The following is a 25,106-nucleotide window of genomic DNA, read 5'->3' as shown; positions in this document are numbered from 1 at the left end:
ATCGATCAATGCTCCGCGAATTGAAAACCTTCATCGCCGTCGCCCGCTATGGAACCTTCGCCGCCGCCGGTTTGCGTGTGGGCCTCACCCAGTCCGCCGTGAGCGCGCAGATGCGCGTGCTGGAGCAGAGCTTGGGCGTGCGCCTGTTCGATCGTAGCGGGCGCAGCGCCGTGCTGAGTGCGGGCGGGCGCCATGCGCTGCCGCTGGCCGAGCAGATCCTTGGCCTGTACGCGCAGATGGCCCTGCCTACCGCATTGGCGGAATGGCAGGGTGAATTGAAGATCGGCGCCATCGCCAGCGTGCAGACCGGGTTGTTGCCCGAAGCCCTGGTGCGGTTTCGCACCCAGGCCTCGCAGGTGGAGTTAAAGCTGGTTCCCGGGGTTTCTCTCGACCTGCTGGGTCAGGTGGATGCCGGCGAACTGGATCTGGCCGTGCTGATCCGCCCGCCGTTCGAATTGCCCAAGGAGCTGCTGCAGGTAGAACTGGTACGCGAGCCTTTCGTGTTGATCGCGCCCCCCGAGCTTCCCGGCGATGACCCGTTGCAACTGCTGCGTGAGCAGCCCTTCGTGCGCTACGACCGGCGCTCCTTCGGCGGCCGCCAGGTCGAACGCTTCCTGCGCGAGCAGCGCCTGACGCCTCGCGAGGCGCTGGAGCTGGATGAGCTGGAAGCCATCGTGCGCATGGTCGAATGTGGCCTGGGTGTTTCCTTGATCCCCCGCGCCGGGCTCTGGTGCCAGCGGCCTACGACGTTACGCGTGCTGGAGCTGGGCGAGCTGACTTTCCATCGTGAGCTGGTGGCGATCCTGCGCCGGGCACAGCGCCAGCCGGCACTGGACTGGTTGCTACAGTGCCTCGGCAAAAATGATAATTGAAAACTATTCTCATTGGCCGGTAAGATGCTGCTCCTTTTCGCTCAGGTCAGGTATGACGATTGTCGGATCTGGATCTCAAAGGCCTTTTCCAGCAGCACGCCAGGGCGCTGCAAAGCTTCCTGCTGCGCAAGAGCCGTGACCCGCACCTGGCCGCCGATCTGGTTCAGGAGAGTTTCCTGCGCCTGACCGAGCAAGCGCGGCACGACCACATCGAAAATACCCCAGCCTATCTCTACCGTACCGCACGCAACCTGCTGATCGACCACCGTCGCCAGCAGGAGCGGCGTAAGACCGACCTGGTGGGCGACGAGGTGCTCAATGCTGTCGAAGATGAGGTCGACAGCCTGGAAGACACGACCGAGAGGCAGCAACGTATGGAGCTGTTGCAGCGTGCAGTGGCTGAACTACCGCCGCGTACCCGCGAAATCTTTCACCTCAACCGAATCGAAGGACTGACCCACGCCGAGGTCGCCAGGCGTCTGGAAATCAGCGACAGCTCGGTGCAAAAGCACCTCTCCAAGGCGCTGTCGCATGTCATGGAGCGCCTGGGAGCCAGCTCGTGAACGGCAAAAAATACCGTTATCGGCGGGCACTTTTACGGTAAAAGGGCCGCCCGAGCGTCATTACCCTTATAAGAGAAACCGAGAGCACGACGTGAATAGCCCAGACCTGCAGGATCGCGAGATTCGCCAGGCCGCTGCCGAATGGGCGGTGCGCATGAGCGACTCGCCACTCGACGAGAATGAGCAGCTGGCGCTGCAGTCCTGGCTCGCCCTCGATCTGCGTCACGGCGCCGCCCTGCAGTTCGCCCGGCATACCTGGGGCGACCTGGCTGGCCTGGGGGAGCCGGTTCTAGATACTCCGCGCCGTTCACCCGCTCGGCCGATTGCAGCGCTGCCAAGGCGTCGTAGCCGGCGTGCATTGCGCTGGCTGAGCAGTGCCTCACTGGCCGTGATCGTTACCGGCATCGGCTGGACGCAGGGTGACGCGCTGTACCTGCCGCTGATCGCCGACCATCTGACCGCCAGCGGGGAAGTACGCACCTTCGAGCTGCCTGACGGCAGCCAGGCGATTCTCGATGCGCGCAGTGCCATACGTCTCGATTACACCACCCAGGCGCGGCGTATCGAGTTGCTGGCCGGCTCGGCCATTTTTCAGACGGCTCCGGTGGGCAAGCACGAGTCACGGCCATTCATCGTCGACAGCGGTGGCGGCAAGGCCCAGGCGCTAGGCACGCGTTTTCTGGTCAGCCGGGATGACGCCGAACAGGCGCTCGTCGGTGTCATGCAGCACCGTGTGGCCGTCAGCAAGCAGGGCCAGAGCCTGATTCTCGATGAGGGGCAGAGTGCGCGTTTCGACGCCGATGGGCGGATCGAGCGGCTGAGCCTGGATCTGTCACGAGCCAGCAGTTGGCAGCGCGGCCTGCTGATTTTCGATCAGGTACCGTTGCAGCAGGTGGTGACCCAGCTAAATCGCTACCGCGACGGGCACATTCTCATCGCCGGTGGCCAACTGGCGCAGCGCCGAGTCAGCGGTGTGTTCCGCCTGGATTCTCTGGACGCTGCGGTCGCTACTCTCACAGGCGAGCTGCAGGCCCGGCATAGCGATCTGCCCGGGCTCAGCATCATTTACTGAGCCGCGGTCGTCTGCGCTTTTCAGCCGAACAAATAATTTCCAAAAACGCTTACTGAGTTTTCCCGGCTGCAACGTCTTGCTTGTTGATAGTGATTTTCATTACACGACAATATCAACAAAGAGCAGGGTCGATGGGCAACAAGGGAATGCGTCATTCAATCGCCGGAAACCAGAGCGTACAGCGCTCTCTGGGGCTGGCGGGTGGTTTGCTGGTGGGTGTGGCGCTGGTCGCTGGCAGTAGCGCCTGGGCCCAGCAGTCGGCGCCCGTGGTGGCGAATGCGGGCGGCGTTGTACGGGCAGCTCAGATCCAGTTCGACATTCCCGCACAGCCGCTGGGGAGCGCTGTGATCGCCTTTGCCGAGCAGGCCGGGATTCAGGTGTTCTTCGACAGCAGCAAGCTGGCAGGGCTGCAAAGTCGTGAGTTAAAGGGGCCACACGGGCCAGAGCAGGGCTTGCGTCTGCTGCTCAGTGGTCTGCCGGTCAGCTACAGCTTCACGGGTGAGCGGCGGGTCAACGTGGAGCGGGTGGCCGAAGTCGCCGGCACGCTGCAGATCGATGCGACGACCATCGAATCGACCCGCGAGGTCAGCAATGAATGGATCTACCAGGCGCCGCGCTCGGTCAGCGTTATCACCCGTGACCAGCTCGACCGCAACCCGCCACGGCATGCGGCCGACATGCTGGTCGAAACACCAGGCGTGTACAGCGCGGTGAGCGCCCAGGATCCAGGGCTGTCGGTAAACATCCGCGGCATGCAGGACTTCGGTCGGGTCAACACGATGATCGATGGCATGCGCCAGAACTTCAACGAGAACGGCCATCAGCAGCGCAATGGCCAGCTCTACGTGGATTCCGAGCTGATCAGCAGCGTGGTGATCGAGAAGGGCCCGCGCTCCGACGTCACCGGTGCCGCGTCGATTGCCGGCAGCGCCAACTTCGGCACGCTGAATGTCGACGACATCATTCTGCCGGGCCAGGACCAGGGCGTGCGCCTGCGCGGCATGACCGGCCTGGGCGGCCACGGCAATGGCGTCAACTTCATCGGCAGTGCCGCTGTGGCCGGGCGCTTCGATGACCGCTGGGAGCTGCTCGCCGCCCGCAGCCGACGCAGCTTCGGCGATTACGCGCCGGGCTCGCGTCGGGAGAACTTCGACTTTCTCACCTCCGGCGTTCAGGACGGCAGGGAAGGTGTCACCCAGGTGGTCGACCGCATCAAGTTCTCCAATCAGGAGCAGGACTCGGAGCTTTTCAAGGGCCGCTTCACCCTGACGCCCGAGCAATCCCTGCAATTTACCTACGTGGGCACCGACCTCAGCTACAACAACGTTTCCGACCGCCGCGTGACCAGCGCGGTAGACGGTTCGGCCATCGACGGTGACGCGGCCTGGGCCAAGTTCGGTGATGCCAGTGCACGCTCGCAGTCATTTGGCCTGGATTACACCTTCACGCCTGACTCGGCCTGGATCGACCTGAACGCCAAGCTCTACTACGTCACTACAGAGAACCAACGTTACAGCGCTGCGGGCCGCCCTCTAGTGACCGATGGCGTGGATATGACGGCTACTGCCTGGAGACTGAACTTCTGTCGGCAGAATCCGATCCCCGATTCGTGGCAAAACGCGTGCGAAGCGGGTCTGGGCAACGACACGCAAACCCGTGTCGAAACCTACGGTTTCAAGCTCGATAACACGGCGCGATTCGCCGTGGCGGGCATGCACGGATTTAGTTTTAACCATGGTCTGGAGTACTTCCTCGACAAGGGCACCTCCAAGAGCGAGAGCGATTATCAGGGAGAGCCCTTTGCTTCTAGCGAGAATACCCTCAACCCGAATGGCAAACGCAGCATCGCCAGTGTGTTTGGCAACCTGACCTTTGAAACTGAAAAGATCACCCTGTCGGGGGGCCTGCGTTACGACTATTACAACCTCAAGGGTAAGACTCAGGTGCCGGGCACCGAGTGGAGCTACCAGACAAGACTGGAGCGTTTCGTCAGTACGACTACCAATACCCTGAACAACGTCCGCAACACCTGTGCGACAGGCTCGGGAGCAGCCCAGATACGCGCGTGTAACAACGTGCCGCTTTATGAGGGCTGGTTAGCAGACCCCACGGCTGCCCCGCGTTACGACGGTCCGCTCTATGACCCTCGCTGGCTTTCCAGCCCAGGTATGTACGATTACGACGTCGATGAGAGTATGAGCAAGCTACTGCCTACCGTTGCGGCCGCCTACCGCCCTGTGGGTTGGCTGGAGTTGTTCGCCAACTGGGGCGAGTCATGGCGCCCGCCGGCCCTGACCGAGTCGCTGATGGAGGGTTCTCACCCCGGCGATCCCTTCGCGCGCATGTATCCCAACCCCTATGCCGACCCGGAAACCTCGCGCAGTTGGGAGCTGGGTTTCAACGTCGACACCTTCGATCTGATCCGCAACGGTGATCGTTTTCAGGCCAAGGTCGCCTACTACGACACCCGGGTCGACAATTACCTGGTGACCTCCATGGTCAATACCCTGCCGGGCCGTACCGGTGGGCTGGGCAATACCCTGTTCGTCAACAACCAGGTGCCGATGAACTTCCGTGGCATGGAGTTCGAGGTCGATTACGACGCGCGGCGCTGGTACACCGGCATCAACTACACCCATGTGCTGGGCGGCGATAACGAGCTCTGCCAGAAGGTCTATCCCCTGGGCAGCGGCAACATTCGCGAAGACATACCCCGTGAGGACGGCAGCTACTCGGACTTCCACAACGACGCCATCGCTGCTGGCTATGCCTCCTATGAGGCCTATCTGGATTCTCAGGAGTCCTGCGCTGGCGACATCTTCGGAATGAACAGTGCGCGCAACCTGCCCATGGATCGTGGCAGTTGGGTGGTCGGCACCCGTTGGCTCAACGAAAGCCTGGAGATTGGTGCGCGGCTGAACTACAGCGCTGCCGGCGGCCCTGAAGACTGGGATTACGACCTGTGGCCCAGCTACACCACCTGGGATCTGTTCGCCAGCTATCGGGTTAGCCGCAACCTGCTGCTGCGTACCACTGTGGAAAACATCCGCGACCGCAGTTACGTCAGCGGCTACTCCGACATCTTTACCAAATCCTATGGCCCGGGCCGCACCGTGATGGGCGGTTTCGAGCTGCAGTTCTAGGTGTGGTCGCTGTCTTTGATGGCCACATAGGAGGCGCACTGGCAACGGTGTGCAAATCGGTACCGTCAGGTGCCAACCAACCGGCGAAATGATCGCCAAGCAAGGAGAAAGAAAGATGGCAATTTCCTACAGCTATGACGCCGACTATTTCCCAGGCAGCTTCTCTTCGGGTGGCACGCTCGAAGATTTGCTGCTGGCCTACCAGGAAACAGGTGTATCGGGTCAGCATCCCACCAACACCGGCGGTTTCTACAGCAACGGTGTCGCCTCTGGCCTCTCTGGCGACACCTATGCGATGTCCCTGAGCGATGGTTCCTTCTCGTTCTCGGCGGTCGGCAACCTGTCCTACAACTTCAGCAGCCACTCGCTGTACGGCACCCTGCAGCAGGTGACCCTGGGGGGTGGCCTGAATGCCAACGGTACCGTTTCCAGCCCGCTGATCACCTTCGACTTCGGCAACACGCCGCTGACCGCCACGGCGGCGGAAGGTCGCGACAATGCCGTGCACGATGTGATTTGGGGCCTGATGAACGGCTCTGTCGAGGGTGCTACCGACAGCGCCGGTACCCCGAACGACGGTGGCCTGCTGGCCGTGCTGGAAGCTGCCGGCCTGACCGACGACATCATCACCACGGCTGGTTCTTCGTTCAGCGAGTCCGAGCTGCTACTGGCGGCCTGATGGTCGGGCAATAAAAAGCGAACGGATATGTCATCCCGTTCGCTCTGGTAACGCCGTCACGGCCCGTGTTTTCCAAGGCCCAGGCTGTGACGGTCACGAATTCTGGGTGTCGCCCAGGCGCCCGTCAATGGTGCCGGGGGATGCCGCCGGGCGTGTTGCGCCTGGCATTGCGCCAAGGAGCCCCTGCATGCGCGCGCCCGTTCCCGCGGCTGCCAACGAGATACTTCAGGTTCGTGCGTGCCTGCCGATCAGGGCTGCTGCATGTCGGCCTGTTCTCTGCGGTGATCAACCTGCTGATGCTGGCACCTGCGCTCTACATGCTGCAGGTCTATGACCGGGTGCTCGCCTCCGGCAATGCCATGACCCTGTTGATGCTGACCCTTATCGTGGTCGGGCTGTTCGTGTTCGCCGGGGCGCTGGAATGGATCCGTAGCCTGCTGGTGATCCGGCTCGGTACGCAGATGGACATGCGCCTCAATGCACGGGTATTCGAGGCGACTTTCGAAGCCAACCTGAGCAACGCTCGACAGACCTCGACCCAGGCCCTGAGCGATCTCACCAGCCTGCGCCAGTTCGCCACCGGCAATGCGCTGTTCGCCTTCTTCGACGCCCCCTGGTTCCCGGTGTATCTGGGGGTGATCTTCCTGTTCAGCCCGTGGCTTGGTCTGCTTGCCCTGGTAGGCGCCCTGGCGCTGGTGATGCTGGCCTGGCTCAATCAGCGTCTGACCCGGGAGCCGCTTGGCGAGGCTGCACGGCTTTCCATCGCGGCGAATCAGCAGGCCGCCGGCCATTTGCGTCAGGCCGAAGCCGTCGAGTCGATGGGCATGCTTGACGCGATACGCCAGCGCTGGTTCGCTCTGCATGCCGGTTTCCTGGGCCAGCAGAACCTGGCCAGTGAAAAGACCGCCGTGTTCAGCGCCTGGTTCAAGTACGTGCGTCTGGCGCTGCAGTCACTGGTGCTGGGCCTGGGTGCCTGGCTGGCCCTGGATGGGCTGATCACGCCGGGCATGATGATCGCCGGTTCCATACTCATGGGCCGGGTGCTGGCGCCCATCGATCAGGTTCTCGGCGTCTGGCGGCAGTGGAGCAATGCGCGGCTGGCCTACGAGCGGCTGTCGGCGCTGCTCCAGGCGCACCCGCCGCGCCAGGCAGGCATGCCGCTGCCCGCGCCGCTCGGTGCGCTACGCGTCGAGCAGCTTAGCGCTTTCGCCCCGGGCACCCGCACACCGTGCCTGGTGAACCTTGGTTTCGCCCTGGAGGCGGGCGAGGTGCTGGGTGTGATCGGCCCCTCCGGCTCGGGCAAGTCGTCCCTGGCACGCCTGCTGGTGGGCGTGCCCAAGGCGCAGACCGGCAAGGTGCGTCTGGATGGCGCCGATCTCCAGCAATGGGAGCGCACTGCCCTCGGGGCTCATATCGGTTACCTGCCGCAGGACGTGCAACTGTTCGCCGGCAGCGTGGCCGAGAACATTGCCCGTTTCACCGAGGTGGATGCACAGAAGGTGGTGGCCGCCGCGCGGATGGCCGGTGTGCATGACCTGATCCTGCAGCTACCCGATGGCTACGATACCCGTCTTGGCGAGGGTGGCACCGGGCTGTCCGGGGGGCAGCGGCAACGTATCGGCCTGGCCCGTGCGCTGTATGGCCTGCCGGCGCTGATCGTGCTCGATGAGCCGAACTCCAATCTCGACGAAGCGGGTGAACAGGCCCTGCTGGCGGCCATCGCCGAGGCGAAGCGGCAAGGTCGCACCCTGGTGCTGATCGCCCACAAGCCGTCATTGCTGGCCAGCACCGACAAGCTGCTGGTACTGCGTGACGGGCAGATGCAGGCGTTCGGCCCGGCCGAGCGGGTGCTGCAAGAGTTGCAACCCAAGACGGCAGTGGTGGCTGCGACCGTACGCAGTGCCCCTTCGCTGAGCATGAGTTACAGCAGCCAGGGAGTGGCGTCCTGATGGCCGAATCTCTGCGTAAGGAAGGGCTGCTGGCCGATGTGCTGCTCCTCGACGAGCGGCGTTATTCACGCATGGGTGGTTGGCTGTTGGCAGTCGGTTTCGGTGGCTTTCTGCTCTGGGCCGGCCTGGCACCCCTCGACAAGGGCGTGGCAGTCAGCGGCAATGTGGTGGTCGCCGGCAATCGTCAAGCCGTGCAGCACCCCTCTGGTGGGGTAGTTCAGAGCCTGCTGGTACGTGACGGTGACCAAGTCGAAGCCGGTCAGGTGCTGATTCGCATGGACGCCACGCAGATTCGTGCCCAGCGCGAATCGTTGTTCGTTCAGCACCTTGGAGCAGTGGCCAGCAGTGCTCGCCTGGAGGCCGAGCGTGACGGACTGGCGGCCATCGACTTTCCGCCGGTCATCGCCTCAGTAGACGATCCACGGGTCGACTCGACCCTGGCCTTGCAGCAGCAGTTGCTCGCCAGTCGACGGGCCGCGTTGCGTCTGGAGCTCGATGGCCTGCAGGAGAGTATTGCCGGCAGCCAGGCCGTGCTCGAAGGGCTGCGCGCCGCCAAGGCTCACAAGGACGAGCAGCGCAGTAGCATGCAGGCGCAATTGCAGGGGCTGCGCGAGCTGGCCCGCGAAGGCTACGTGGCCCGCAATCGACTGTTGGAAAACGAGCGGCTGTATGCCCAGCTCAATGGTGACATCTCCGAAGACCTCGGCAATATCGGCCGCACTCAGCGGCAGATACTCGAGCTGCGTCTGCGTGCCGCGCAGCGTGGCGAGGAGTACCAGCAGGACGTCCGTCAGCAGCTTGCCGATTCACGCCTCAAGGTGGAGGAACTGGGCAGCCGACTGAGCGCTGCCGACTTCGAACTGGCCCACAGTGAAGTCCGGGCCCCAGCCGCGGGCACCGTGGTCGGGCTCGACGTATTCACCGAGGGTGGGGTGATTTCGCCGGGGCAGATGCTGATGGAGATCGTCCCGCAGGACGCTCCGTTGCTGGTCGACGCACGAGTCCCCGTGGAGCTGGTCGACAAGCTGCAGCCCGGCCTGGACGTGGAGCTGCTGTTCGTCGCCTTCAACCAGAGCCGTACGCCGCGGGTCAATGGCAAGGTGACGCTGGTCTCCGCTGACCGCCTGCTGGATGAAAAGACCGATCAGCCCTATTACCGGCTGCGTGTGCAGGTGGATGAAGACGGATTGCGGCAGTTGCAGGGCCAACAGATTCGGCCAGGCATGCCGGTGGAAGCCTTCGTGCGCACCGGTGAGCGTTCGTTGCTCAACTATCTGTTCAAGCCGCTGACCGATCGCACCCATATGGCGCTGGTGGAAGAATGAAAGCATCGAATCGAACCCGGCGTAAGGTCTCGCCAGCCCTCAGGTGCGGGTCCTGCTGCTCGGTGCGCTGCTCGCCGGGCCGAGCCTCGCGTTCGGCGTGATGGACGCTTATGCCCTGGCCCTGCGCAATGATCCGACTTTTCGCGCCGCCACCCGCGAGCGGGATGCTGGCGTGGAGAACCTGGCCATCGGCCGGGCCGGCTTGCTGCCGAACCTCTCGTACAGTTATCGCAAGGCCCGCAACGAGTCCGATGTCACGGCGGGCGGGGTGACCAACGACCGTGATTACGACAGCTACTCCTCGGCGCTGACCCTGCAGCAACCGCTGTTCGACTATGCCGCTTGGGCCGAGTACCGCCAGGGTGTGGCCAAGGCGGCGCTGGCCGACGAGCGTCTGCGTGGGCGTGGCCAGGAACTGGTGGTGCGTGTCTTCGAGGCATACAGTCAGGCCTTGCTGGCCGGTGAGCAGATCGAGCTGGCGGGTGCCCAGCGGCGTGCCTATGCCGAGCAGTTGCAGCTCAACCAGCGCACCTTCGAGGCCGGCGAAGGCACCCGTACCGACTTGCTGGAAACCCGCGCTCGTCATGATTTGTCCCGGGCGCAGGAGATCGAGGCGCAGGATGCCCTGGATGCCGCGCTGCGCGACCTGCAGGCAATCATCGGCGAGCCGGTCGAACTTCGCCAACTGGCGCCATTGAGTGGCCCGTTCAGCGCCGAACCGCTGGCTCCGGCGCGGTTCGAAGGCTGGCGCGACATGGCCGTGGCGCACAATGCCGAGCTCGCCAGCCAGCGCCATGGGCTGAGCGTGGCCGAGCAGGAAGTCGAGCGTCAGCGCGCCGGGCACCTGCCAACGCTGGGGCTGTACGCCAGTTCGCGCAAGACCAGCTCCGACTCGGAAAGCACCTACAACCAGAAGTACGACACCGACAGCATCGGCATCCAGCTCAGTGTGCCGTTGTTCGCCGGTGGCGGTGTATCGGCTTCGCGACGTCAGGCAGCGGCATCCTACGATCAGGCCCGCTACGAGCTGGACGCCCAGCGCGACGGGGTACTCAACGAGCTACGGCGGCAGTTCAACCTGTGTGCGAGTAGCACTGCCAAGGTGCGTGCCTATGAGCTGGCGGTCGAGTCGGCGAGTGGTCTGATCGACGCTACCCGGAAGAGTGTCACCGGTGGTGAGCGGGTCAACCGTGACGTCCTCGATGCCGAGCAGCAGCTCTACAGCGCCCGGCGGGATCTGGCGGAGGCGCGTTATGGCTACCTGCGCGCCTGGTTGCAGCTGCGCTACCTGGCCGGGGTGCTCGGTGAGACGGATCTGCGCCACTTGAGCCGTTACTTCCCGGGTAGCGCATGACAGTGGGCTCACGGAGCGAGTGGCGGTGTTTACCGACTTTCTCCTGCTGATTCGTCAGTTATCTAGATGATGCCGAGCACCGCTCGGCAGGCCCGTACAAGGAGAGACCCCATGACCGCCCAACAGGCACAGCTGTCCCATCCACTGCGTTCCCAGCGCCTCAACCAGCTGACGCACGAGCCTCATGGCAAGCTCGATGCGCTGGTCAAAGGCCATGATCCGTTCGGCAGTCCAGAGCGTTTCGCACGCTTCGTCGCCGCCCAGTATCTGTTCCAGTACGACCTGGAAACGCTCTATCACGACCCCGCGCTGCTCGCGTTGCTACCGGATCTGCCGGCACGCTGCCGGTTGCAGCAGGCCCGTCTCGACCTGGCTGACCTTGGCCTGCCGGTGCCACTGGGCGATGAGTCTATTCGTGGCCAGTCCCTGGGGCTCGGCGCCGCCCTTGCCTGGCTGTTCGTGTCCGAGGGCTCCAAGCTGGGGGCGGCCTTCCTACTCAAGCGCATGCCCGCTCTGGGTTTGAGCGAGACCTTCGGGGCGCGGCATCTGGGCGAGCCCGAGGTTGGCCGGGCGCAAGGCTGGAAAACCTTCGTCGCGGCGCTCGACGGTGTCGAACTGGATGAGCAGCAGGAGCGCGAGGCCGAGGCTGCCGCCATCGCGGCCTTCGAGCGTTTCGCCGTGCATCTGGAGCGCAGCTTTGCCTGATACGCCGCAGACGATGGCGAGTGGCTGGGCACGCTGGCTATGGCTGGCGCTCGCCTACCTGAGCATCGGCATGGCGGCGGTGGGCGTGCTGGTGCCTGGCTTGCCGACCACCGAGTTCGTGTTGCTTGCCGCCTGGGCCGCGTCGCGCAGTTCACCACGGCTTAGCGCCTGGCTGGAGAACCATCGTCTGTTCGGCCCACTGCTGCGCAACTGGCGGGAGGGCGGTGTGATCACCCGGCGTACCAAGCGGGTGGCGAGCCTGAGCATGCTGATGGCCTTCGCCGTCATGTTGCTGACGGTAGCGCACACGCCGTCGCTGATTTTCGCCGGCTTGGGCATGAGCGGCGGCGCGCTGTGGATCTGGTCTCGGCCGGAGCGACCACGCAAAGACAATTCCGTCTCGTAGCCCACGGTTGAGCGCAGCGATACCCGGGATGCATCGATAGTAAACCTGGGTTTTTTGGTCGATTGTTCCTGGGTATCGCTACGCTCAACGCCAGGCCACTTGTTCGGTATTTAGCCTATGCTGTGCGCTCGATCAAACGAGGGCCTGGCAATGAACAAGGATATCGGCGAGATCAGCGGTGCCTGCCATTGTGGCGGGGTGCGCTTTCAAGTGACGCTGAGCGACGGCCTGCATACCGCGCGGCGCTGCAACTGCTCCTATTGCCGTATGCGCGGCGCGGTGGCGGTATCGGCCGAGCTGGCGGATTTGCGCGTGCTGCAGGGCGCAGAGTTGCTGACGGTCTATCGATTCAATTCGAAGACTGCAGAGCATTACTTTTGCTCGTGCTGCGGCATCTACACCCACCATCAACGCCGCTCCAGTCCCCATCAGTATGGCGTCAACGTGGCGTGCCTCGAAGGTGTCAGCCCGTTCGACTTCGCCGAGGTGCCGGTCAGCGATGGCATCGCCCACCCGAAAGACGACCCCTCTGGCGCCGGGCCGCGACAGGCTGGCGTGCTGCGCTTTATCCCGTCGTGAGCGCACTGCCCGCCGCGCAGAAATGAAAATGCCGCGTAGCTCGAGGGCTACGCGGCATCAAGTACTGCAGGGGTGGTATTACGGCAATCAGAACGCCGGAACGACCGCGCCTTTGTATTTTTCCAGGATGAAGGCTTTCACTTCGTCGCTGTGCAGGGCCTTGACCAGCTTCTGTACGGCGGCGCTGTCCTTGTTGTCTTCACGAGTAACCAGGATGTTGACGTACGGCGAGTCGCTGCCTTCGATGGCCAGGGCGTCCTGGGTCGGGTTCAGCTTGGCTTCCAGCGCGTAGTTGGTGTTGATCAGCGCCAGGTCGACTTGGGTCAGAACGCGCGGCAGGGTCGCGGCTTCCAGTTCACGCACCTTGATGCTCTTCGGGTTCTCGGCGATGTCTTTCGGTGTGGAGAGGATGTTGTTGGCGTCCTTGAGCGTGATCACGCCTGCCTTCTGCAGCAGCAGCAGGGCACGGCCGCCATTGGTGGCGTCGTTGGGGATCACCACGTTGGCGCCTTGCGGCAGGTCTTTCAGATCATTGATCTTGCTCGAGTAGGCGCCGAACGGTTCGACGTGCACACCGCCTACGCTGACCAGGGTTGTACCACGGCTCTTGTTGAACTCGTCCAGGTAGGGCTGGTGCTGGAAGAAGTTGGCGTCCAGGCGCTTCTCAGCGACCTGTACGTTGGGCTGTACGTAGTCGGTGAACACTTTGACGTCCAGCTCCACGCCTTCTTTGGCCAGTGCCGGTTTGACGAAGTTGAGGATCTCCGCGTGCGGCACGGCCGAAGCAGCGACGGTCAGGGTTTCAGCTTGGGCAGCGCTGGAAAAGGCTGCGACGACAGCCAGGGCAGTAAGCAGTTTTTTCATCATTTGACTCCTTGAGATGAGGCGGCGTGGCGGCAAAGTGCCGGTCGTCCGTTCCAGCTGTTTTATTTACGAGAGAAGTGCACCACCAGCCGATCACCGATGGTTTGCAGAATTTGTACGAGCACCACCAGCAGCGCCACTGTCACGAACATCACGTCCGGCTGGTAACGCTGGTAGCCGTAACGCACCGCCAGGTCGCCCAGGCCGCCGCCGCCGATCAGGCCACTCATCGCGGTGTAGGACACCAGGGTGATGGCGGTGACAGTAACGGCCGCCAGAATACCTGGTAGGGCCTCGGGCAACAGGGCGTTGAAGATGATCTGCCGGGTGCTGGCACCCATCGCCTGGGTCGCTTCGATGATGCCGCGATCGACCTCGCGCAGTGCGGTTTCCACCAGGCGTGCGAAGAACGGCGTGGCACCGACCACCAGTGGTGGAATGGCCCCGGCAACGCCCAGTGATGTGCCGGTGATCAATACCGTGACCGGGATCAGCAGGATCAGCAGGATCACGAACGGCACCGAACGCAGGATGTTCACCAGCAGTGAGACCACCGCATAGAGCGCCTTCTGTTCGAACATCTGCCGTGGCCCGGTGAGGAACAGCAGCACGCCGAGGGGCAGGCCGAACAGCACGGTGAACAGCATGGAGCCGCCGAGCATGTTCAGGGTGTCGAGGCTGGCCTGCCAGATTTCCAGCCAGTCGACGTTGGGCAGTAAGGTTTCCATCAGCGCAGAACCTCCAGGTGCACGTCGGCCGCTTCGAAGCGGGCCAGGGCCGCGTCGATATCGCCGCCGCTCAGTGCCAGGGTCAGCTGGCCGTAGGGCGTGTCCTTGATGCGGTCGATACGCCCGGCAAGTATGCTGTAGTCGATACCGGTTTCCCGGGCGACTTGGCCGAGGATCGGCGAATAGGTCGAGTCACCCTGAAAGGTCAGGCGCAGGATACGGCCCTGAACATGGGCGAAGTCGTCGCGCTGCTCGTTTTCGTCGACCTGCTCGGCCTCCTGAACGAAGCGCTTGGTGGTGGCGTGCTGTGGGTGCAGGAAGACGTCGGCGACGGCGCCCAGTTCGACGATCACGCCCGCATCCATGACCGCCACGCGGTCGCAAACGCGGCGAATCACGTCCATCTCATGGGTGATCAGGACGATGGTCAGGCCCAGTTCGCGGTTGATCTCGGCCAGCAATTGCAACACCGACGCGGTGGTTTGCGGGTCGAGGGCGCTGGTGGCCTCGTCGCAGAGCAGAATCTTCGGGCGGGTGGCCAGCGCCCGGGCGATACCCACACGCTGCTTTTGTCCGCCGGACAGCTGTGCCGGGTACTTGTTGGCGTGATCCTGAAGACCAACGCGCTCGAGCAGGGCGGCAACGCGCTGCTCGATCTCCGCGTTTGCCACGCCAGCCAGCTTCAAGGGCATGGCGACGTTGGCGGCGACGGTCTTGGATGACAGCAGGTTGAAGTGCTGGAAAATCATGCCGACCTGTTGGCGGAACTTGCGCAGGCCATCTGCACCAAGGGCGGTCACGTCCACGCCGTCGATATCGATGCGCCCGCCCGAAGGCTCTTCGAGGCGATTGATCAGGCGCAGCAGGGTACTCTTGCCTGCACCGGAGTGACCGATGATGCCGAATACTTCGCCACGGTCGATGTGCAAATCGCAGGGTTGCAGGGCGGGGATATCGCGGCCACTGACGCGGTACGCCTTGTGAACCTGATGGAAGTCGATCACGCGTTAAACCTTTTGGGTTCGTCGTTTTGCCGGATAGGCACGTAGATGCGCTAGTTTATCCGGCGCTTGTTAGGCCTCAAAGATCTTTGTAGACCTATGTTTATAGCTAAAAAGCTGGTTGAGGTGCGCCGCTCCAGGCGGCACATCCATTCAGCTACCGATTGCGCGAACTCAGTATCAGGTGGGGCACCTGAACGGGTTTCACCGCATGGCTGAGGGTCAGCTTGAAGGTCGGATCGCGTTTCATCACCCGCGCTTCCAGCAAGCCGGTGACGCGGCGCAGATCTTCGGCGCTGCGCACCTGGATATGCACGGTGCGGTCGAAGGTCACCACATCCGCAGCCACCGCATCGAGGCGTTCGAACAAGGCGGCCTCATCACGGCTATCCAGCATAGGCAGGCTGATTTCGCTGCGTGTGGCAGCAGGATCGATCAGCTTCGCCGGTACTTCCGGCTGCGCATCAGCGGCGCGGGTTGCCGCGGCCTGTGCCTCGGCAGCCTGGCGCAACAGGCGCAGCTGCTCCTGCCGTGCGGCCTGGGCCTGTTCCCCGGCCTGGCGTGCCTGCTCGACTGCGCTCAGCTCGGCTTCACGGGCCTTGCCGATAGCGCCATCGAGGCCGGTGGTCAGCGCTGGGGCCTTGGGCATCAGGTTGCGCGCATGACCAAGGGATTTTGCGGCCTTGTCGAGATCGCCGCTTTCCAGGGCTTTTTGACCTTCCTGCAAATAGGCTTCGGACAGGCGTCGCTGAGCGTGCAGAACCGCGGCGGGGTCACCGCCCTGCAGCGCTTCGAATTGCGCCTCGGCCTCGGCCAGTCGGCCGCCGGCAAGGTTGGCGTCGAACTGTTCCTGGGCGCTGGGCGCAACCGCGACGGCAGCCGGAATTACAGCTGGTTCGGCTTCCTGGCGGCTCTGGCAGCCGACCATCAGCAGCACCAGTGCGGCCAGGGCGGCACGGCTTATGGAGAACGATGTCATGGTCGCGAGTCTCGATTTGTGCAAAAAACACGCAATTCTACACGCTGGCTCATGCGCTGACCAAATTCTGCAGCTCAGGCCCTGCGGCGCGGCAGTACGAAACTGAGCAGGAACAGGCTGGCCGCGGAAACCACGATGGACGGGCCGGCCGGGGTGTCCTTGAACCAGGACAGACTCAGACCGCAGCACACCGCCACGATTCCCAGCAGGCTGGCGCCAAACGCCATTTGCTCCGGTGTGCGCGCGTGCCGCTGGGCGGCGGCGGCGGGGATGATCAGCAGCGAGGTGATCAGCAGCACGCCGACGATCTTCATCGCCACGGCGATGACGATGGCGATGAGCAGCATCAGGCCGAGGCGGATCGCTGCCACGGGCAGACCTTCGACCCTGGCCAGTTCCTCGTGCACGGTAATCGCCAGCAACGGGCGCCACATCAGCACCAGCAGGATCAGTACCAGAGCACTGCCGGCGAGAATCCAGGCCAGATCGGTGGTGCTGACGGCGAGCAGGTCGCCGAACAGGTAGCCCATCAGGTCGATGCGCACGTCGCGCATGAAACTCAGCACCACCAGGCCCAGCGATAGCGTGCTGTGGGCGAGGATGCCGAGCAGCGTGTCGCTGGCCAGCGGCTGGCGTGTCTGCAGGGTGACCAGCAGGATCGCCAGCAGCACGCAGCCGACGGTCACCGCGAAGGTCGGGCTGACGTCCAGCATCAGCCCCAGGGCCACACCGAGCAGCGCGGCGTGGGACAGGGTGTCGCCGAAGTAGGCCATGCGCCGCCACACCACGAAGGAGCCCAATGGGCCGGCGACCAGCGCCAGGGCGAGGCCGGCGAGCAGGGCGTTGAGCAGAAAATCAGCCATGCTTGCAGCCATCTCCGTGTACGTGGGGGCGAACCGGGCCGTTGATGGTCAGGCCCGGTTTTTCGCTGACTACGCCGCCATGCAGGTCGTGTTCATGGTCGTGATGGTGGTGATAGACGGCCAGACTCTGGGCGTCGCGGCCGAACAGTTCGACGAAGGCCGGATCGAAACTGACCTGCTCCGGGTGGCCCGAACAACACACGTGACGGTTCAGGCACACCACCTGGTCGGTGGTGCTCATCACCAGATGGAGATCGTGGGAGACCATCAGCACGCCGCAGCCATGGCGATCGCGCAGGCGGGTGATCAGCCGATACAGCTCGGCCTGGCCGGCTACGTCGACGCCTTGGACAGGCTCGTCGAGCACCAGCAGCTGCGGCTCGCGCAGCAGGGCACGAGCCAGCAGCACGCGCTGCAGTTCGCCCCCAGAGATACCTTGCAGCGGGCTGTCGAGCACCTGGCTGGCACCCACCTCCGCCAGCGCTGCCTGGGCGCGGGCACGGTCTACGCCGGGTACCAGGCGCAGAAATCGCAGCACGCTGAGCGGCAAGGTCGGGTCGACGTGCAGCTTCTGCGGCATGTAGCCGATGCGCAGCTTGGGCTTGCGCCAGACGCTGCCGCTGTCCTGCTTGAGCAGGCCGAGTACAGCGCGCACCAGGGTGGTCTTGCCGGCGCCATTGGGGCCGATCAGGGTGACGATCTCGCCGGGTTTGATGGTCAGCTCGACGTTATCGAGCACCGTCTGCCCGGAGAAACCGACAGTTACGCCTTCGAGGCGAATCAGCGCGTCGCTCATTTGCTGCCTTGGCAGCCTGCGCACAGGCCGACGACTTCGACGGTCTGGCTCTCGACGTTGAAGCCAACACCCTTGGCGCCTGTGACGATGGCGTCGCTGATCGCTGTCTGTTCCAACTCCACGGCCGCATTGCAATTGCGGCAGATCAGGAACTGGCTCTGGTGAGCGTGCGCCGGATGGCTGCAGCCAACGAAGGCGTTGAGCGAGGCGATGCGGTGCACCAGACCGTTTTCCAGAAGGAAATCCAGGGCGCGGTATACGGTCGGCGGTGCAGCGCGGCGGCCGTCTTCCTCGCTGAGCACGCCAAGAATGTCGTAGGCGCCTAGCGGCTTGTGGCTAGCCCATACCAGCTCCAGCACCCGCTTGCGCAGGGCGGTCAGGCGTAGGCCCTGACGAGCACAGATGGCCTCGGCTTCAGCCAGCGCGTGGCTGACGCAATGGGAATGGTCATGGGGGCGCGATGCCAAAGGCGGCACGACGCTGACGGGTTTGTACATGGCGAGGGCCTCGAAGCGTAGGACGTTATTCTATTACGCATCGACCACCGGGCGCCACGCATGTGCCGGCTGCCCGTCCGGCTGGCGCGCGGAGAGGTTCATTCGGCGGACAGGTGCCAACTGGCCAGGATAGGATGTTATTGTATTACTCCTGTTGTCTCTCGAAAGAATCTCTTCCCATGTTGCGTTTGCGTTTCCCGTCGTTGCTCACTCTGGCCGTTTCCTTGTTCTTCAGCACGATGGGCGCTGCCCAGGCCGATGTCCGTGTGCTTACCAGCATCAAGCCATTGCAGCTGATCGCCGCAGCGGTGCAGGAAGGCGTGGGCGAACCCGAAGTATTGCTGCCGCCGGGCGCGTCACCGCACCACTACGCGCTGCGTCCCTCGGACATGCGTCGGGTGCAGGAAGTGGATCTGCTGTATTGGATCGGGCCGGACATGGAGAGCTTCATGCCTCGCGTTCTGGCTACCCGTGAAAAGCCCAGCGTCGCCGTTCAAAGCCTGCCGGACATGACGCTGCGGCATTTCGGCGAGGATGCTGACCACGACCACGACCACGACCACGACCACGCTGACGAGCATGCCCCTGAAGCACTCGGCGAGCATGACCACGACCACCGCCCCGGCAGTCTGGATGCTCACCTGTGGCTGCTGCCGGCCAACGCCCGGGTGATTGCCGCGCGCATGGCCGCCGACCTGAGCAAGGCCGACCCCGCCAACGCACCGCGCTATCAGGCCAATCTGCAAGCGTTCGACAAACGCCTAGATGCGCTGGAGCCGAGTCTGCAGGCTCAGCTCAAGCCGCTGTCGACCAAGCCCTTCTTCGTTTTCCATGAGGCCTTCGACTACTTCGAAGCCGCTTACGGCCTCAAGCATGTCGGTGTGTTCAGTGTGGCCAGCGAAGTGCAGCCGGGTGCTCGTCACGTGGCGGCGATGCGTGAGCAACTGCAGCGCGTAGGGCCGAGCTGCGTGTTCAGCGAGCCGCCGCTGCGCCCGCGCCTGGCCGAGACCCTGACTGCTGGCTTGCCGGCTACTCTGGCAGAGCTAGATGCAATGGGCGCGGCGGCACCGATCAGCGCAGCCGGTTATGAAAGCCTGCTGCAAGAGTTAGCCGATGGTTTTAGTGGCTGCTTGGGTAGGCTTTAAAACCGGGTGTCCATAATTCACAGAGGCTCGGATCGCTCACTCGGTGTCTTGCTTGGTGGTAATACGCCGACGCCACAGATAGATCGCCAGCGCGACCAGGCCCAACACGGCGAGCGCCGCCGCGCTGTTGCCCAGGTCATGTTCGAGCAGTGACTCGCCAAGCACCACGAAGGCCACTGCATAAACGCCGGTGATCAGCCCCGACACCGCGAAGTAGATCCAGAAGGGAACCCCGGCCATACCGAGCAGATAGTGTTTGATGAAGATGGGCACGCCCGGGGCCAGCTTGACCAGCAGCGTAAAACGCAGCGCACCTTCACCCTTCTCGAAGTCGGGAATGCTATAGCGAGTGCGTGCGAGCAGCCGACTTAGCCAGGGCCGCAGGCCGCTGCGCGCTATCCAGTAGCACAGCAGAAGATTGGCCGACAGGGCGATCGCGCTGCCAGCGAGCCCGATATGCACGCCGAAGGTTGCCCCGGCGACGATGAAAAAAGGTGTGATCGGTACACCCAGCGCGGGCAGTATCGCCATGGCGAAGAAAAACGGCAGCACCCCGGCCTCTTCGCGCCAGGCGATGAACGCCTGATGATCCCAGGCGTTCCAGATCAGTACGGCGAGTACCAGCAAGACGATCGCGCCAAGAATACGCAGTGCCCAGGTGGCGGGTGTTGCGGGCGCCGGGCGCCCTTTGTGATTGGGCGTCGGTGATTGCATGAGGGCCCGCTGCAAGGTCATGAACCTGACTCGATTTCGCGCGAGTCAGTGGAGATCGAGCTGCCAGCCGCGTTTTACCGGTAGCAGCGGATGAGAGCCGCAGCATAGGGGCAAGCGCTCGAACGGTACAAGCGCTGAGCCAGGGCATGCGCGACTGGATGCTACAGACCCCTGGCCCCAGGGGTGATCTACAGCGCGAATGGCAGTGCCAGGTCGACGTGTTGACGCTCTGCCAGACGGCGCTGGAATTCGGTAGGGTCGTGGATCAGCACGTCCTGGCCGGCAAAGGCCTCTGCAGCGATCAGCCGTGACAGCCAGAAACGCACGCAACCGATGCGCAGCAGGGCAGGCCACAGCTCGGCTTCGGCGGCGCTGAACGGGCGCAGTGCGGCATAGGCGCCGAGCAGCGCGCGAGTGCGCTCGGCATTCAGGCGCCCTTGCTCATCCGAGCACCAGTCGTTCACGGCGATGGCCAGGTCATAGAGCATCGGCCCGGAGCAGGCGTTGTAGAAGTCGATCACTCCGCTCAGGTGCGTGCCTTCGAACAGGCAGTTGTCGCGAAAAAGATCGGCATGCAGGTTGGCACCCGGCAGCTTGCGCACGCGCTCCTGCAGTTTGGCGATCTCTTCCAGGGCGCCGTTCAGCAGGCTGGCCTGCTCGGCCGGCAGCCGCTGGGCCAGCGCTGCACCTTCACGCAGCATCCACTCCAGGCCCCGATCGCTCTTGCGCGGCAGGGGATGTTCGCGGGTCGCCAGATGAATGCGCGCCAGCAGGCCGCCGATTTCCTGGCAATGGTGGGCGTTGACCGCGCTGATGTGCTTGCCGCTCAGTCGTGGCTGCAGCAGCGCCGGCTTGCCAGCCAGACTGCGCAAGGCTTCGCCACTGTCGGTGCGCAGTGCGTAGGGCACCGGCAGGCCAGCGTCGTGGAGCACGTCCAGCAGCTCGATGAAGAACGGCAGATCGTCGCTTGGCCCGCGCTCGATCAGGGTCAGCACGAACTCGCCCTGTTCCATGCTGACGAAGAAGTTGCTGTTTTCGCTACCGGCCTCGATGCCCTGAAAATCGAGCAGACGGCCGAGCCCGTAAGGCGCGAGAAACGTGTCCAGTTGCGAACGTTGCAGCGGGGTGAACACCGACATGAATTGACTGCCTTACCAGCTGAAGATTTCCCAGGCCGGGATCAGCATATCCGGCGAATCGGAGCGCACGAAGCTACCGTCGCTGCCGTCGGCCCGAACCAGGAAATAGGGTTTGCCACCTTTGGGGGTGACCTTGATGGCGTAGAGGAAGCCGTTGACCCGGTACTCCTCCACGGTACGGTCGCCGTCCTGGCGGATGGTGACATCGGGTTCCGCCGAGGGCGCATCACTGGCCTGCGCAACGAACGGCACTGCGGCCAGCACGGCAAGCAGGATCAAGCGATTGAAGAGTCCCATGGTAACCTTGTCCCTTTGAAATCAACGGTACTGCGTATTCTAGCGCCACGCCCGCCGAAAAGGTTGATCACGCTCATGAGCCAAGCCCCCCTCGTCCTGGTCGACGGTTCCTCTTACCTGTACCGCGCCTTCCATGCCTTGCCGCCCCTGACCACCTCCAAAGGCCTGCCAACAGGCGCGGTCAAGGGTGTGTTGAACATGCTGCGCAGCCTGCGCCGGCAGTACCCGGACAGCCCCCTCGCCGTGGTCTTCGATGCCAAGGGCGGTACCTTCCGCGATGAGCTGTTCGCCGACTACAAAGCCAACCGCCCACCCATGCCCGACGAGCTGCGCCTGCAGGTCGAGCCGCTGCACGCCAGCGTGCGCGCGCTCGGCCTGCCGCTGCTGTGCATCGAGGGTGTGGAAGCGGACGACGTGATCGGTACCCTGGCCCGGCAGAGCGCCGCCGAGGGCCGTGACGTGGTGATCTCTACGGGCGACAAGGACATGGCGCAGCTGGTGTGCCAGCACGTTACGCTGGTCAACACCATGACCGGTAGCGTTTACGACATCGAGGGCGTGAAAGGGAAATTCGGTGTCGGCCCTGAGCTGATCATCGATTACTTGGCGCTGATGGGCGACAAGGTCGACAACATTCCGGGCGTGCCCGGCGTCGGCGAGAAAACCGCCCTCGGCCTGCTGGTTGGTGTCGGTGGTGGCCTCGACGTGCTCTACGCCAACCTCGACAAGGTGCCAGGCCTGCCGATACGCGGCGCCAAGACGCTGCCGGCCAAGCTCGAAGAACACCGCGACATGGCCTATCTCTCCTATCAACTGGCGACCATCAAGCTGGACGTGCCGCTGGATCTTGATTACTCCAGGCTGTACCCGGGCGAGCCGGATATCGAGGCGCTCAAACCGCTCTACGAAGAGCTGGAGTTCAAGGGCTGGCTCGACGAGTTGTTGCGCCAGAACAAAAGCGCTGCGCCCAAAGCCAAGGCCAAGACTGAACTCACCCCGGCTGCCGACGATCTGTTCAGCAACCCAGAAAGCCCTGCGCCTGCAGCAGATGAAGCGCCCGCTGCCGAAAGCGAGCCGGCGGTTGTTACCGGTAACTACCGCACGATCCTTGAGCAGGGCGAATTCGACGCGCTACTCGAGCAGTTGCAGCAGGCCGAGCTGATCGCCTTCGATACCGAAACCACCAGCGTCGACGCCCAGCAGGCGCAGCTGGTCGGCCTGTCATTCGCGGTCAAGGCCGGTGAGGCTGTCTACGTGCCGGTCGCCCACAGTTATATGGGCGTGCCGCAGCAACTGGATCGTGATGCCGTGCTGCGCGCGCTCAAGCCGATTCTCGAAGACCCTGCCAAAGCCAAGGTCGGCCAGCACGCCAAGTACGACATCAATATCCTCGCCAACGCCTCCACGCCCATCACCGTGCAGGGCGTGGCGTTCGACACCATGCTCGAGTCCTACGTGCTGGACTCCACCGCCACGCGCCACGACATGGACAGCCTGTCGCTCAAGTACCTGGGGCACAGCACCATCCGTTTCGAGGACATCGCCGGCAAGGGCGCCAAGCAACTGACCTTCGACCAGATCGCCCTGGAGCAGGCAGGCCCTTATGCGGCTGAAGACGCTGACGTGACCTTGCGCCTGCATCAGCACCTGTGGAACCGCCTGGAGCAGGTGCCGAGTCTGGCCAGCGTGCTGAGTGATATCGAAATTCCATTGGTACCGGTGCTGGCGCGTATCGAGCGCAATGGTGCGCTGGTCGATGCCAACCTGCTGGGCCGCCACAGCCAGGAGCTGGGCGAGAAGCTGGTCGCCTTGGAGCGCGAGGCTTTCGAGGTGGCAGGCGAGGAATTCAACCTTGGTTCGCCCAAGCAGCTCGGCGCCATTCTTTATGAAAAGCTAGGTTTGCCGATCATCAGTAAGACCGCTAAAGGTCAGGCATCGACTGCCGAAGCGGTGCTCGCGGAGCTGGCCGAGCAGGACTACGAGCTGCCCAAGGTGCTGATGCAGTACCGCAGCCTGAGCAAGCTCAAGAGCACCTACACCGATCGCCTGCCGGAACAGATCAACCCGCGTACCGGGCGTATCCACACCAGTTATCAACAGGCAGTGGCCTCTACTGGGCGCCTATCGTCCAGCGACCCGAACTTGCAGAACATCCCAATACGCAGTGCCGAGGGCCGGCGTATTCGCCAGGCCTTCATCGCACCTGAGGGCTACAAGCTGCTGGCGGCTGACTATTCGCAGATCGAGCTGCGCATCATGGCGCACCTGTCGCGCGATGAAGGGCTGATGAATGCCTTCCGCGAAAACCTTGATGTGCACACCGCGACTGCCGCGGAAGTGTTCAAGGTCGAGCTGGATCAGGTGACCGTGGATCAGCGGCGTAGCGCCAAGGCCATCAACTTCGGCCTGATCTACGGCATGGGCGCGCAGAAGCTGGCCAAGGACATTGGCGTCGACAGCAAAACGGCCAAGGCCTACATCGAGACCTACTTTGCTCGCTACCCCGGCGTGCGCGAATACATGGATCGCACCCGTCGGCAGGCCGCGGAGCAGGGCTTCGTGGAAACTTTGTTCGGGCGTCGTCTGTACCTGCCGCAGATCAAGTCCAGTCGTCCTCAGGAACGCGCCGGTGCCGAGCGAACGGCAATCAACGCGCCGATGCAGGGCACTGCAGCGGACATCATCAAGAAGGCCATGGTGGCTGTGGATAACTGGCTCACCGAGTCGGGCCTGGATGCCAGGGTAATCCTGCAGGTACACGATGAACTGGTGCTGGAGGTGCGTGAAGATCTGCTCGAGCAGGTCAGCGCACAGATTCGTCCGCTGATGGCAGAGGCCGCCGAACTGGATGTGCCGATGCTCGTCGAGGTCGGTGTAGGCAATAACTGGGATGAGGCTCATTGAGAGCCTTCATCGGGAGATGCGTTACGTTATCAGTTAGAGCTCAGAGCTCTTAGCAGATATTAAGACCAAACAAAGCATTCTAAGCATCGCTGAACTTTACTTCTGTCCACCCGGTCAGAGTTTGTGAATGGCCCATAAAGCCTTTCGATGCTCCTTTGTTGTGTTAAGTGTTGGCAGACATCTGAGCCCCGCCCTAGCGGTTCAGACCCTTAAACCCCGATCTTCTCCCTCCCCATATGAAGTTCGGGGTTTTTTTTGCCTGCAGAAAAGTGCCAGGCAGCTTCAACCCCTCGATTCCCTCCCAGCAGCGTAGACCCTGATGACCCAGGCGCAAATTCCTGCCGGTACAAAAACACTGTGGCCCGAGATTCGTAGCCTGGCGGTGAGCGAAGCGAAACCTCGGGGCGCTCGCAAGCACTCTGCGGCTGTCGATAATTCCCCCGGGTATCGCTGCGCTCAACCGCGGGCTACGGGGTTTTGCTTACCTGCCCCACAATGCAAAACGCCCCGCGTAGGCGGGGCGTTCGTAGCT

At 63.3% G+C, this 25,106-nt stretch carries 23 protein-coding genes; 13 read left to right on the top strand and 10 right to left on the bottom strand.

Going from position 1 to position 25,106, the window contains the following annotated elements; translation table 11 throughout:
- Window positions 1-8 precede the first annotated feature (8 nt).
- The 11 genes from ACZ0AI_RS16765 (at window position 9) to ACZ0AI_RS16715 (ending at window position 12,647) form a co-directional block, all read left to right on the top strand.
- Window positions 9-872 (top strand): LysR family transcriptional regulator, encoded by an 864-nt coding sequence (locus tag ACZ0AI_RS16765; protein WP_463562843.1) that lies wholly within the window; start codon window positions 9-11, stop codon window positions 870-872.
- Window positions 873-931: 59 nt separating this feature from the next.
- The gene (locus tag ACZ0AI_RS16760) at window positions 932-1,435 is read left to right on the top strand and encodes an RNA polymerase sigma factor (protein ID WP_225837153.1); all 504 of its coding nucleotides are present in this window, start codon (window positions 932-934) and stop codon (window positions 1,433-1,435) included.
- A 91-nt stretch (window positions 1,436-1,526) separates the two neighbouring features.
- Complete coding sequence (locus ACZ0AI_RS16755) at window positions 1,527-2,507, top strand: FecR family protein (protein WP_463562842.1); 981 nt, start codon at window positions 1,527-1,529, stop codon at window positions 2,505-2,507.
- A gap of 131 nt (window positions 2,508-2,638) precedes the next feature.
- Window positions 2,639-5,650, top strand: a complete 3,012-nt coding sequence (locus ACZ0AI_RS16750; protein WP_463562841.1) for a TonB-dependent receptor — start codon at window positions 2,639-2,641, stop codon at window positions 5,648-5,650.
- A 115-nt stretch (window positions 5,651-5,765) separates the two neighbouring features.
- Window positions 5,766-6,329, top strand: a complete 564-nt coding sequence (locus ACZ0AI_RS16745; protein ID WP_463562840.1) for a heme acquisition protein HasA — start codon at window positions 5,766-5,768, stop codon at window positions 6,327-6,329.
- 140 nt (window positions 6,330-6,469) lie between these two features.
- Complete coding sequence (locus ACZ0AI_RS16740; protein WP_463570043.1) at window positions 6,470-8,278, top strand: type I secretion system permease/ATPase; 1,809 nt, start codon at window positions 6,470-6,472, stop codon at window positions 8,276-8,278.
- A complete protein-coding gene (locus tag ACZ0AI_RS16735; RefSeq protein WP_463562838.1) occupies window positions 8,278-9,603 on the top strand; it encodes an HlyD family type I secretion periplasmic adaptor subunit in 1,326 nt (441 codons plus the stop codon). Before ACZ0AI_RS16740 ends, ACZ0AI_RS16735 begins: the two co-directional genes overlap by 1 nt.
- A 100-nt stretch (window positions 9,604-9,703) precedes the next feature.
- Complete coding sequence (locus ACZ0AI_RS16730) at window positions 9,704-10,957, top strand: TolC family outer membrane protein (protein WP_463570122.1); 1,254 nt, start codon at window positions 9,704-9,706, stop codon at window positions 10,955-10,957.
- A gap of 111 nt (window positions 10,958-11,068) precedes the next feature.
- Window positions 11,069-11,662 carry a biliverdin-producing heme oxygenase gene (locus ACZ0AI_RS16725; protein ID WP_463562836.1) on the top strand — a complete coding sequence of 198 codons (594 nt, stop codon included), beginning with the start codon at window positions 11,069-11,071 and terminating at the stop codon, window positions 11,660-11,662.
- A gap of 13 nt (window positions 11,663-11,675) precedes the next feature.
- Window positions 11,676-12,068 carry a YbaN family protein gene (locus ACZ0AI_RS16720; RefSeq protein ID WP_463565961.1) on the top strand — a complete coding sequence of 131 codons (393 nt, stop codon included), beginning with the start codon at window positions 11,676-11,678 and terminating at the stop codon, window positions 12,066-12,068.
- A gap of 150 nt (window positions 12,069-12,218) precedes the next feature.
- On the top strand, window positions 12,219-12,647 hold the full coding sequence (locus tag ACZ0AI_RS16715; RefSeq protein ID WP_463562835.1) for a GFA family protein: 429 nt from the start codon (window positions 12,219-12,221) through the stop codon (window positions 12,645-12,647).
- An 87-nt stretch (window positions 12,648-12,734) separates the two neighbouring features.
- Here ACZ0AI_RS16715 and ACZ0AI_RS16710 read toward each other — a convergent pair whose 3' ends face one another.
- The 7 genes from ACZ0AI_RS16710 to ACZ0AI_RS16680 all read right to left on the bottom strand — a co-directional run bounded on the left by ACZ0AI_RS16710 (window position 12,735) and on the right by ACZ0AI_RS16680 (window position 18,375).
- Window positions 12,735-13,511, bottom strand: coding sequence for a MetQ/NlpA family ABC transporter substrate-binding protein (locus ACZ0AI_RS16710; RefSeq protein ID WP_463562834.1), 777 nt, complete (start codon window positions 13,509-13,511; stop codon window positions 12,735-12,737).
- 62 nt (window positions 13,512-13,573) lie between these two features.
- Entirely contained in the window at window positions 13,574-14,239 is a 666-nt protein-coding gene (locus ACZ0AI_RS16705) for a methionine ABC transporter permease (RefSeq protein WP_090423656.1), read from the bottom strand.
- Window positions 14,239-15,243, bottom strand: a complete 1,005-nt coding sequence (locus ACZ0AI_RS16700) for a methionine ABC transporter ATP-binding protein (RefSeq protein WP_463562833.1) — start codon at window positions 15,241-15,243, stop codon at window positions 14,239-14,241. Before ACZ0AI_RS16700 ends, ACZ0AI_RS16705 begins: the two co-directional genes overlap by 1 nt.
- Window positions 15,244-15,397: 154 nt before the next feature.
- Window positions 15,398-16,219 (bottom strand): PA5502 family lipoprotein, encoded by an 822-nt coding sequence (locus ACZ0AI_RS16695; RefSeq protein WP_463562832.1) that lies wholly within the window; start codon window positions 16,217-16,219, stop codon window positions 15,398-15,400.
- A 74-nt stretch (window positions 16,220-16,293) separates the two neighbouring features.
- Window positions 16,294-17,082, bottom strand: coding sequence for a zinc ABC transporter permease subunit ZnuB (gene znuB, locus ACZ0AI_RS16690; RefSeq protein WP_463562831.1), 789 nt, complete (start codon window positions 17,080-17,082; stop codon window positions 16,294-16,296).
- Window positions 17,075-17,878, bottom strand: coding sequence for a zinc ABC transporter ATP-binding protein ZnuC (znuC, locus tag ACZ0AI_RS16685; protein WP_463562830.1), 804 nt, complete (start codon window positions 17,876-17,878; stop codon window positions 17,075-17,077). The genes znuB and znuC overlap by 8 nt, the downstream gene beginning before the upstream one ends.
- Window positions 17,875-18,375: a Fur family transcriptional regulator gene (locus ACZ0AI_RS16680; RefSeq protein WP_225837178.1), complete on the bottom strand. Its 501-nt coding sequence runs from the start codon at window positions 18,373-18,375 to the stop codon at window positions 17,875-17,877. The genes znuC and ACZ0AI_RS16680 overlap by 4 nt, the downstream gene beginning before the upstream one ends.
- Window positions 18,376-18,614: 239 nt before the next feature.
- Between ACZ0AI_RS16680 and znuA the strand changes: the two genes are divergently transcribed.
- Window positions 18,615-19,520, top strand: coding sequence for a zinc ABC transporter substrate-binding protein ZnuA (gene znuA, locus ACZ0AI_RS16675; protein WP_463565960.1), 906 nt, complete (start codon window positions 18,615-18,617; stop codon window positions 19,518-19,520).
- 36 nt (window positions 19,521-19,556) lie between these two features.
- Here the strand turns inward: znuA and ACZ0AI_RS16670 are convergent, their stop codons facing one another.
- The 3 genes from ACZ0AI_RS16670 to ACZ0AI_RS16660 all read right to left on the bottom strand — a co-directional run bounded on the left by ACZ0AI_RS16670 (window position 19,557) and on the right by ACZ0AI_RS16660 (window position 21,670).
- Window positions 19,557-20,255 carry a TVP38/TMEM64 family protein gene (locus ACZ0AI_RS16670; RefSeq protein WP_463566162.1) on the bottom strand — a complete coding sequence of 233 codons (699 nt, stop codon included), beginning with the start codon at window positions 20,253-20,255 and terminating at the stop codon, window positions 19,557-19,559.
- Between the two features lie 167 nt (window positions 20,256-20,422).
- Window positions 20,423-21,373 (bottom strand): homoserine kinase, encoded by a 951-nt coding sequence (locus tag ACZ0AI_RS16665; protein ID WP_463562827.1) that lies wholly within the window; start codon window positions 21,371-21,373, stop codon window positions 20,423-20,425.
- Window positions 21,374-21,385: 12 nt separating this feature from the next.
- Window positions 21,386-21,670 carry a DUF2782 domain-containing protein gene (locus ACZ0AI_RS16660; RefSeq protein WP_225837185.1) on the bottom strand — a complete coding sequence of 95 codons (285 nt, stop codon included), beginning with the start codon at window positions 21,668-21,670 and terminating at the stop codon, window positions 21,386-21,388.
- A 75-nt stretch (window positions 21,671-21,745) separates the two neighbouring features.
- On the opposite strand from ACZ0AI_RS16660, the gene polA reads away from it, so the two are divergent.
- Window positions 21,746-24,574, top strand: a complete 2,829-nt coding sequence (polA, locus tag ACZ0AI_RS16655; protein ID WP_463562826.1) for a DNA polymerase I — start codon at window positions 21,746-21,748, stop codon at window positions 24,572-24,574.
- Window positions 24,575-25,106: the final 532 nt, after the last annotated feature.

It is taken from the genome of Pseudomonas sp. AC355 (assembly GCF_979258205.1).
This window is presented reverse-complemented; position numbering and strand designations above follow the sequence as displayed.